We start from the raw sequence: 8,227 nt of genomic DNA, 5'->3' as shown, positions 1-8,227 counted from the left end.
GAGAAACGGCCATTGGCGATGGCGCTGCCCCGTCTCGGCCGGGCGACGAAGGGTGTGATACCATTCGCCTCGCATGCTTCGATGTCCTCGCCTTTTCTTGCTGCGAATGCCGATCGTCAACCGGAAGGCATGTGGAACAGACAGTAGGTAACCCTCTGAAACGGAATCCTGCGGATCGTTGTTGCCGTTAAATCGTCATGCGGCAGGTGAAGCCAAACGCGGGTTCGTCCTGCTGAGTGTCCGGAGGGCGTGACGGCGATCGGATCACGCCACGCTCCCAGACCGGAGGTCGGAGGACAACCAAGGCGCATTGTCGATGCCATGAGGTCTTTCGATCTCACGGCGACCTCACACTTCCAGCCAGACCTCAGGCTGATCGACGGCTTCAGCACGGATCCGGTGAATGGTCCGGCTCCGTGCTTCGGCCTCGAGAACGAGCAGCTAGCCGCTGCTCACTTGATCGCTCAATAGTACTGGCCCTGCCTGTAGTCCCAGCTCAGGAAGTGATCGCTCAGAAGCGACATGATCCTGTCGACGTCGAGGCCCTTGCGGATGAGGGTCGGCGCCGGGCTGACCATGCGTTCGCCCTTCTGCTCCGGAATCAGCTTTCCGGCTTCATCCACCATCGAGACCATGACGCCCTGCTCGTAGCGAGTGTCCGCGTCCTTGGCCGGCTGGATGGACGCGACGTAGTCGTTCGCTGAGATGATCAGGTCGGCTTCCACCTCGATCCTCTCGCCTATGCCCTCGACAACGCCACGGTTGCCCTTGCCAGACGGGTTCGCGGAGCTGGCGAAGGCAACGCGGCCTTGTTCGTTCCACATGCGCTCAGCGAGCTGTTCCGACGGCGTCCCGAACCGAATGACGAAGCAGCTCGTCATTCGATTGTCCATCACGAGTTCTCGCGAACCATCCTCAGGAATTACCGATGTTGCCTCGGACCTCCACGGCAGTATGCAACCGAGAAGGATGTCGGCATCCCAATGGGCCTGGTAGAAAGCGTCTATTTCCGGTGTGAGCTCGGCTAGAGCTCGCAACTGGCTCATGGAGCCGCAGAGTACTACACCGGGTTTGTTGCGGTTGCGGACTTTGGCATCGAACTTCCGGTCGAGGCCTTTTCGATCGGAGGTCATGATGATGTATCCCACCTTGGTCGGACTGACGATCATACCGCCGCCGCGGGTCAAAATATCGAGGCCGTTCTGCTGGATGGAACCGGTCCAGGCGACGGTCTTGTCCTTAGCCAACATCGTTCTTCTCCATCTCTGGTATTGGGTCGTAGAGGACTGCAAGGAAACCGTTCAGGGCTGATCAGCCGTTCGGCACCTGCCGGACCGCCATCAGATCGCCGCGTTATCCTTTCGCGATTGTCGGACGGCGGGGGCGCAGCGGGACGTAAAGTCGGTGATCAATGAAGGCGTTCTAGCAGGTGGCGAAGGAAATGATATGATACCATGTAACGTCAATTCGCTATGCGCTGATACGAGCTACATGCACGATAGCTTGGTTTGGATAGCACCGGCTCGTCCCGGCCGAGTTAAACGCCCGTCACCCTACTTGCTCACCGAAAAACCGCCGTGGATCGGCGTCGCCTTAGCGGCGTGGTGCGCAGCATGCGCATAAGGGGGGCCGGCTAGAGGATGTTCGGAATCGCACGCTAAGCGCGACTGTCCCGATTGGGATGACGGAACGAGAAAAGGGTGCTCACTCTACCAGACCCGTCCGTTCACTATAATAGCTGACGTCCCTCCACCCAATACATGTTGGGCAGATCACATCGCCTCCGAACTAACAACAAAACCACTCAATAAATGCCTGAAGTTTTGGCGAATGAGCCCGCGTGGGGTAATATAGCTGGAACTGGACGGCTCGCGGCTCGAATTCTTCTAGGAGTTCGATCAATTCGCCATTTGCGATAGCAGATATTTCTGTCTGTCTAAAGAGTTGGGCGATGCCGAGGCCCGCCCGCACTGCGAAGTCAAAGTAGTGGTTGTCATCAAACACCAGTCGTGGTGGCGGATCAAGGCAAAATACCTGACCGTGGATATTGAAGGTTAACGGCACCAATCGCTGACTCCCTGGAAGCCGGTAGCGGATAAGCTGGTGGTTTCCGAGATCAACGGGGTGCTGGGGGATACCAGCTGCTTCAAGGTAGGAGGGCGAGGCTAGCACCGAGCGGCGGAGAACTGGACCGATAGCACGAGCGATCATATCCATCTCCAGGGTATCAGCAAAACGGATGCCCGCATCGAAACCGCCGGCAACGATATCGGTCAATCGATCATCCGTTGTCAGTTCGACCGCGATGTCCGGATAGTGCCCGACGAAAGCAGCCATTCGCGGTAGAATGCAGACCTGAGCCGCCAGCCGCGACAGATTGATCCGCAAGTTGCCCGCAGGGCGCTCTTCCACAGTCCGGACCCGGTCAAATGCGTTCTCGATGTCGCTAAAAGCCCGATCCGTGTTTTGTAGGAGGAGTCGACCGGCCTCGGTCAACCGGACACTACGACTTGTCCGCTCGAAGAGGCGGGTTCCGACAAGGGACTCGATCTGCCGGATTTTCTGCGACACCGCAGATGGCGTCATTCCCAGTCGACCGGACGCGGCTGTAAAGCCGCCTGTCGTTGCGACCATGCGAAACGCAGGCAGCAGCAAGAGAAAGTCGTTTCCCATCGTTAACCTCCGCTTCATGGCCTTTGAAAGATGGCCTATCTCAACTTCATGAGCAAGGCGGCATATCTATTTCGCATCCTTGTAACAGGAGTGACCCATGACCGAAGATTTAGCGCTGAAAACACCTGGTCTGCCAAATAACCTAGCAAGCGCGGTTGATGTTGCGATCGAAGCCGCACTTGCAGAGGGCCGCATCTCTGGTTGCGTTGTGCTCGTCGCTGAAGATGGCAAGTTAGTTTACGAACGGGCAGCAGGCCATGCTGATCGCGAGACGGGCAGGCAGATGCAGATCGAGACGCCGTTCCGTTTCGCCTCTGTGACGAAGGCCCTCACCACGATGGCCACGTTGAAGTTGATAGAAGCGGGACGCTTGTCGCCCGAAGACAGAGTGACGAAGTATCTTCCAGGGTTTACGCCTCGTCTCGCCGATAGCTCGATCGCCGACATCAGGATCAGTCACCTGATGTCGCATACGGCCGGCTTGGACTATCGCTATCAGCAACCTGCGGATGGACGCTATGCCCGCGCAGGGGTATCGGATGGTCTTGATGAGAGCCGAGGGTCACTTGGTGCAAATTTGGCTCGCATCGCGAGCGTATCGCTGGACCGAGTGCCCGGCGAAGGCTGGCGTTATTCCGTAGCAACGGATGCTCTAGGCGGCGTGATCGAGGCCGTCACCGGCATGACGCTCAACGACGCCATCAGCGCACTCGTATGCGAGCCGCTACAATTGAGTGCGGCGTTCCATTGGCCCGAAGATGATCTTGCCGTCCCTTATCATGACGGCAAACTAGCGCCGGTGCGAATGGCCGTCGGCATCGAGTTGCCACAGCGTTACAGCGAGGGGCCCGGTGTTCGCTTCGATCCGGGTCGCATTCGAGACTTGACAGCCTGGCCGTCGGGCGGGTCTGGCATGGCCGGCCGCCCACGTGATGTACTAACCCTGCTTGAGGCCTATCGCACCGGCAATTTCCTGGATGACGATCTGCGGGAAGCGGCGAGGAAGCCGAGAGTCGGCGAGGAAGCACAAGCGATGGGTCCGGGATGGGGGTTTTCCTGGCTGGGTGCCGTTCTGATCGATCCCGCGTCCACCGCTAGTCAATGGAGCAGCGGGTCAGTTTCCTGGGGTGGAACCTATGGTAATTGGTGGGGGATCGACTTCCCCAAGAAGAGAAGCGTCATCTCCATGACGAACACTGCCTACGAGGGAATGTCGGGCATGTTCGCTCAGAGCATAGCAGTGGCAACCTCAATGCCACTCTCATAACCCTTGGTTATGGAAACATACAGGACGCGATGTCTTGGCATCGCCTGGTGTCCGTGTCGAGCGTGGCATGGTGTCAAAAACTGTCACGAGTCGGGCGTAAAAGCCATTCGGGCAACGCGATCATAATCTCGACCGGTCCGGTATGCCCAGACGTAAGCAGCCCCCATGGGCAGGCGTAGTTGTTTTGACGGAGGTGAACATGGCAAGTCTCGAACCACTAGATCCGGGCTATCCGCTGAGCAAGCAAATGGGGATCGACGCAGCGCCGATCGTGTTGGTGAATCTATGCACCGTGGCACCGGAAGATGAGCAAGCCTTTCTTTCCGCGTGGGCCGCGGATGCCGCATACATGAAACGCCAGCCTGGTTTCATTTCCACCCAGCTTCACCGAGCGCTCGGTGAAAATCCGACGTATCTAAACTATGCGGTTTTTGAATCGGCTGAATCTTGGCGCAGCGCTTTTAAAAGTCCCGAATTTAAGGAAATCGCGAAGGCACACCCAGATTCCGCTGTCTTCCGGCCCCACCTTTTTCAAAAGGTTGCCGTAGCAAATCTCTGCACAGCATAGATTTATGCAATAACGTTTTATTGCCCATGCAATGGTTTACCGCAGTGAATGTTCATAAACTAGCTTAGTAGATTCTAATGACGTAATACGTATGAACTTCGCTATATATTTATGGGTTAGTTAGTTTATCTTATTGAATAAATCTAGTCACACTTGTGAAGAGGTAGGAGTTGACATGAAAGCTGTTCAGTACTTTGAATATGGCGGCCCTGATGTCCTGAAGATCGTCGATATTGATTCACCTCAGCCCGGTCCGGGTGAGGTTCGTATTACAGTCCGAGCCGTCGGAGTAAATCCTATCGACTGGAAACGCCGAGCCGGCTACCTGCATGACTTTATGCCTGTTACATTTCCCGGTTGGATTGGCGAAGAAGCTTCAGGCTTCATTGACGAAATTGGCGAAGGCGTTACCAATGCGAATATTGGTGATGCCGTCTTTGGGTACGGCCGAGGTACGCTCGCCGAACAGGCGGTATTAAGGTCATGGGCCGTCATCCCTGATGGTTTAGGCATTGAAACCGCAGGTGGACTGGCCGTTGTGAGCGAAACTGCGACACGAATACTAAATAATCTTGATCTGAAGCCTGGAGAAACCTTGCTGGTCGCGGGTGCTGCAGGAGGCGTAGGGACCGCTGTCATTCAACTGGCACGCTCTCGCGGCGCGTTTGTGATTGGTACGGCTAGCGAGCCGAAGCATAAATATTTGCTGAATTTAGGGGCGGCAGCGACCACCTACGGTCCAGGGTTGGTTGGGCGGGTACATGAAATGGCGCCGCGCGGCATAGACGCGGCCGTTGATGTGGCTGGTGCCGGAATAATCCCAGATCTTGTAGAAATTGTTGGAAATCCAAGTCGGATTGTTTCGATTTCGGACGTTACAGCGCCACAATATGGTGTGACCTTCTTGGCAAAATCCCTCGACCGTCCCGAGGAGGCGTTCGCCGAGGTGGCGCGGATGTACATTGAGGGCAGGTTTGCCCTGCCAATTGATCGAACCTTCTCTATGGATCAGGTCGCCTTGGCGCAGGAAACAAGTGCCTTGGGGCGAGTAACCGGAAAGTTGGTGATCAAAGTGAGGTAATGCTGTGTCGTTAGCTCAGAAACACTCATAGATCATACTCAATGGAGTCGTATCCCGTGAACAACAGCATTCTGAGCAGTGCCAGTCCGCGGCGGTCCTTCTGGCGTCGCCCGCTCGGTATCTTCGCTCTCTTACTCATTATTCTGGCGATCTTGGCTGGCGTCTATCTCCGTCCGTTGATCAGCTATCTCCTGACACCAAATCAATACGCCAAGGTCGTTTCGATCGAGCGGCAGCCAAATTATCGCGATCCAAAGGCGATGGCGGCAGCCTGGTCGCTACCGGTGGCGCGCACCTATCGCCGCCTTCCTTATGAATTTCAGGGCAACCAGAGCTTTTGCGGCCCGACCAGCCTTGCGAACGTGATGCATTCGCTGGGCAATACCAGCAGCCAGCGCGCGGTGATTGCGGGCAGCCGATACGATCCCTGGTTTGGGGTACTACCCGGCGGGATGAACCTCGACGAGTTGGCAGACCTTACTCGGCAACGGACCCGCGCTCAGGTCATCGTGGTTCGTGATCCCACGCTGGCCGGCTTTCGTAGCTATATGCGAATGGCAAACGACCCGGCCCACCGCATCATCGCCAATTTTCACCGCGGGCCCCTGTTCGGCCGCGGAGGCGGGCATTTTTCACCAATTCTCGGCTATCTCGCCGATCGCGACCTTATCCTCGTCGGCGACGTGAATGCGAAATACCAACCGTTTCTTGTCAGCAGCGAGCGTCTTTGGCGGGCAATCGACACGCCGGATTCGGCGACCGGCAAGGATCGCGGCCTGCTGGTGGTCAACCTGGGGGCGCCGTAATCGCTGTTCTTTGATCAATCCCGTGGACACAAATCGGGTGCGACCAAATTGACTTTAGTGGCGAAGCTCAGATCTAATCACGAATATTTGGTGATGGTACCGACGTTGAGATAGCGCACGCTGCTGGACCACGCCTCAACCGGGGCTGGGATGGCGCGTCGGTTGGCGTACGCACGGTGCGACTTAGCGCAATATCATGGCCCTGGCTCAACTTCATAACTGAGTTACTAGCAAACGAGGCGAGGAACGATGCAAGATTCGGTAGCTGATGCGGCAGCGCGAGCAAACGACCCTTTCGACGTAAGTCCATCTGAGTTGTACAGACATGACGTATGGCAATTGCCATTCGCACGACTACGCGCCGAGGCGCCTGTCAACTACGTCTCGCACTCGGCTTACGGACCGTATTGGTCAATTTCAAGCTACTCTGGCGTCGTTGAGGTTGAATCTCTCCCGGATATCTACTCATCGGAAAGCACTGGCATCACAATCGCCGAATTCTACGGCGAGGGGCAAGTTCGTCTGCCAATGTTTATTGCACGCGATCGCCCCACCCACACGGACCAGCGACGGACTGTAGCACCAGCGTTCGCGCCGTCAGAGATCACGCGAATGTCCGGCGACATCCGACGGCGGACTGCTGACATACTCGACAGCCTGGATTGGGATACGGAGTTCGACTGGGTCGACAAGGTTGCAATCGAACTGACGACACAAATGCTGGCGATCCTGTTTGACTTTCCTTGGCATGATCGGCGCAAGCTGACGGTTTGGTCGGACTGGGCGGCCAATATCGAACTGACGAAGACCGATGCGCTGCGCAAGGAGCGGCTTGGGCACATGTTCGAATGCGGCGCATATTTCAAAACTTTATGGGATCAGAAGGTCGGAAAACCAGCGACGCCTGACCTAATTTCAATGATGATCCATTCGGACGCAATGGCTCACATGGATCAACACGAGTTCATCGGAAACCTTATTCTGCTTATCGTTGGGGGCAATGACACCACGCGCAATACTATGTCGGCACTCGCTTACGGCCTCGACAAATTTCCAGACGAACGTGCGAAGTTGGAAGCAGAGCCAGGGTTAATTCCCAATACGGTAAGCGAGATCATGCGCTGGCAGACGCCGATTGCTCATATGCGGCGAACCGCAAAACGCGACACCGAACTGATGGGGCAGCAAATCCGGGCAGGCGACAAGCTGGCGCTGTGGTATATTTCGGCCAACCGCGACGAGCGCGTCTTCGGCAACGATGCTGATGCGATCCGTGTGGATCGGCCCAATGCACGCCGCCATCTTGCGTTCGGACACGGTATCCATCGCTGCGTGGGCGCGCGGCTGGCGGAGGTGCAGATCGCCATACTGTTAGAGGAAATGGCCGCGCGCCGAATGCGCGTCAACGTCGTAGCCCAGCCGGAGCGCATACCGTCATGCTTCATTCACGGCTACCGAACACTTCCCGTTAAGATTAGTCGATATTGAATACACGAGTGCTAGTAGGGCACATGTCGCATCACATCAATAGTTTATGCGTTTAACTGCATCGGTACCTAGGGCGACAGTGAATCGGTTTGTTTATACAATATTTGTTTGACACATTCCACGGAAGGATAAGTAAACCTTTACCAAAGATGCAGTAAAGAGCACCGAGACAAGCCAAGATCTGACGAATCACCGACCGGTAAGTCGCTAAGCAAAAAACCTGAAATCAAGCCATTCGCGCACGGGTATTGACCTGCTCCCCGTTTTCAGGCCGCTGATAACTTAGCTTCGGTGTCCATATGCCCCTGGCGGGGGCGGTTCGTAAACTCAGCGGGTGCCATCCC

The 8,227-nt window shown here is 56.2% G+C and carries 7 protein-coding genes; 5 read left to right on the top strand and 2 right to left on the bottom strand.

Annotation, left to right across the window (positions count from 1 at the left end):
* Positions 1-464 precede the first annotated feature (464 nt).
* Together C8J43_RS21540 and C8J43_RS21535 are read right to left on the bottom strand one after the other, a co-directional pair.
* Complete coding sequence (locus tag C8J43_RS21540; RefSeq protein WP_133032609.1) at positions 465-1,250, bottom strand: Sua5/YciO/YrdC/YwlC family protein; 786 nt, start codon at positions 1,248-1,250, stop codon at positions 465-467.
* A gap of 538 nt (positions 1,251-1,788) precedes the next feature.
* Complete coding sequence (locus C8J43_RS21535; RefSeq protein ID WP_165899731.1) at positions 1,789-2,673, bottom strand: LysR substrate-binding domain-containing protein; 885 nt, start codon at positions 2,671-2,673, stop codon at positions 1,789-1,791.
* A 97-nt stretch (positions 2,674-2,770) separates the two neighbouring features.
* On the opposite strand from C8J43_RS21535, the gene C8J43_RS21530 reads away from it, so the two are divergent.
* The 5 genes from C8J43_RS21530 (at position 2,771) to C8J43_RS21510 (ending at position 7,883) form a co-directional block, all read left to right on the top strand.
* Positions 2,771-3,940 (top strand): serine hydrolase domain-containing protein, encoded by a 1,170-nt coding sequence (locus tag C8J43_RS21530; protein WP_133032607.1) that lies wholly within the window; start codon positions 2,771-2,773, stop codon positions 3,938-3,940.
* A 199-nt stretch (positions 3,941-4,139) separates the two neighbouring features.
* Positions 4,140-4,508 (top strand): antibiotic biosynthesis monooxygenase family protein, encoded by a 369-nt coding sequence (locus tag C8J43_RS21525; RefSeq protein ID WP_133032606.1) that lies wholly within the window; start codon positions 4,140-4,142, stop codon positions 4,506-4,508.
* 175 nt (positions 4,509-4,683) lie between these two features.
* On the top strand, positions 4,684-5,589 hold the full coding sequence (locus C8J43_RS21520; RefSeq protein ID WP_133032605.1) for an NADP-dependent oxidoreductase: 906 nt from the start codon (positions 4,684-4,686) through the stop codon (positions 5,587-5,589).
* A 56-nt stretch (positions 5,590-5,645) separates the two neighbouring features.
* Complete coding sequence (locus tag C8J43_RS21515) at positions 5,646-6,395, top strand: phytochelatin synthase family protein (RefSeq protein WP_165899730.1); 750 nt, start codon at positions 5,646-5,648, stop codon at positions 6,393-6,395.
* 249 nt (positions 6,396-6,644) lie between these two features.
* Positions 6,645-7,883, top strand: a complete 1,239-nt coding sequence (locus C8J43_RS21510; RefSeq protein ID WP_133032603.1) for a cytochrome P450 — start codon at positions 6,645-6,647, stop codon at positions 7,881-7,883.
* Positions 7,884-8,227: the final 344 nt, after the last annotated feature.

Source organism: Sphingomonas sp. PP-CE-1G-424, from assembly GCF_004341085.1.
Lineage (GTDB): Bacteria > Pseudomonadota > Alphaproteobacteria > Sphingomonadales > Sphingomonadaceae > Sphingomonas.
This window is presented reverse-complemented; position numbering and strand designations above follow the sequence as displayed.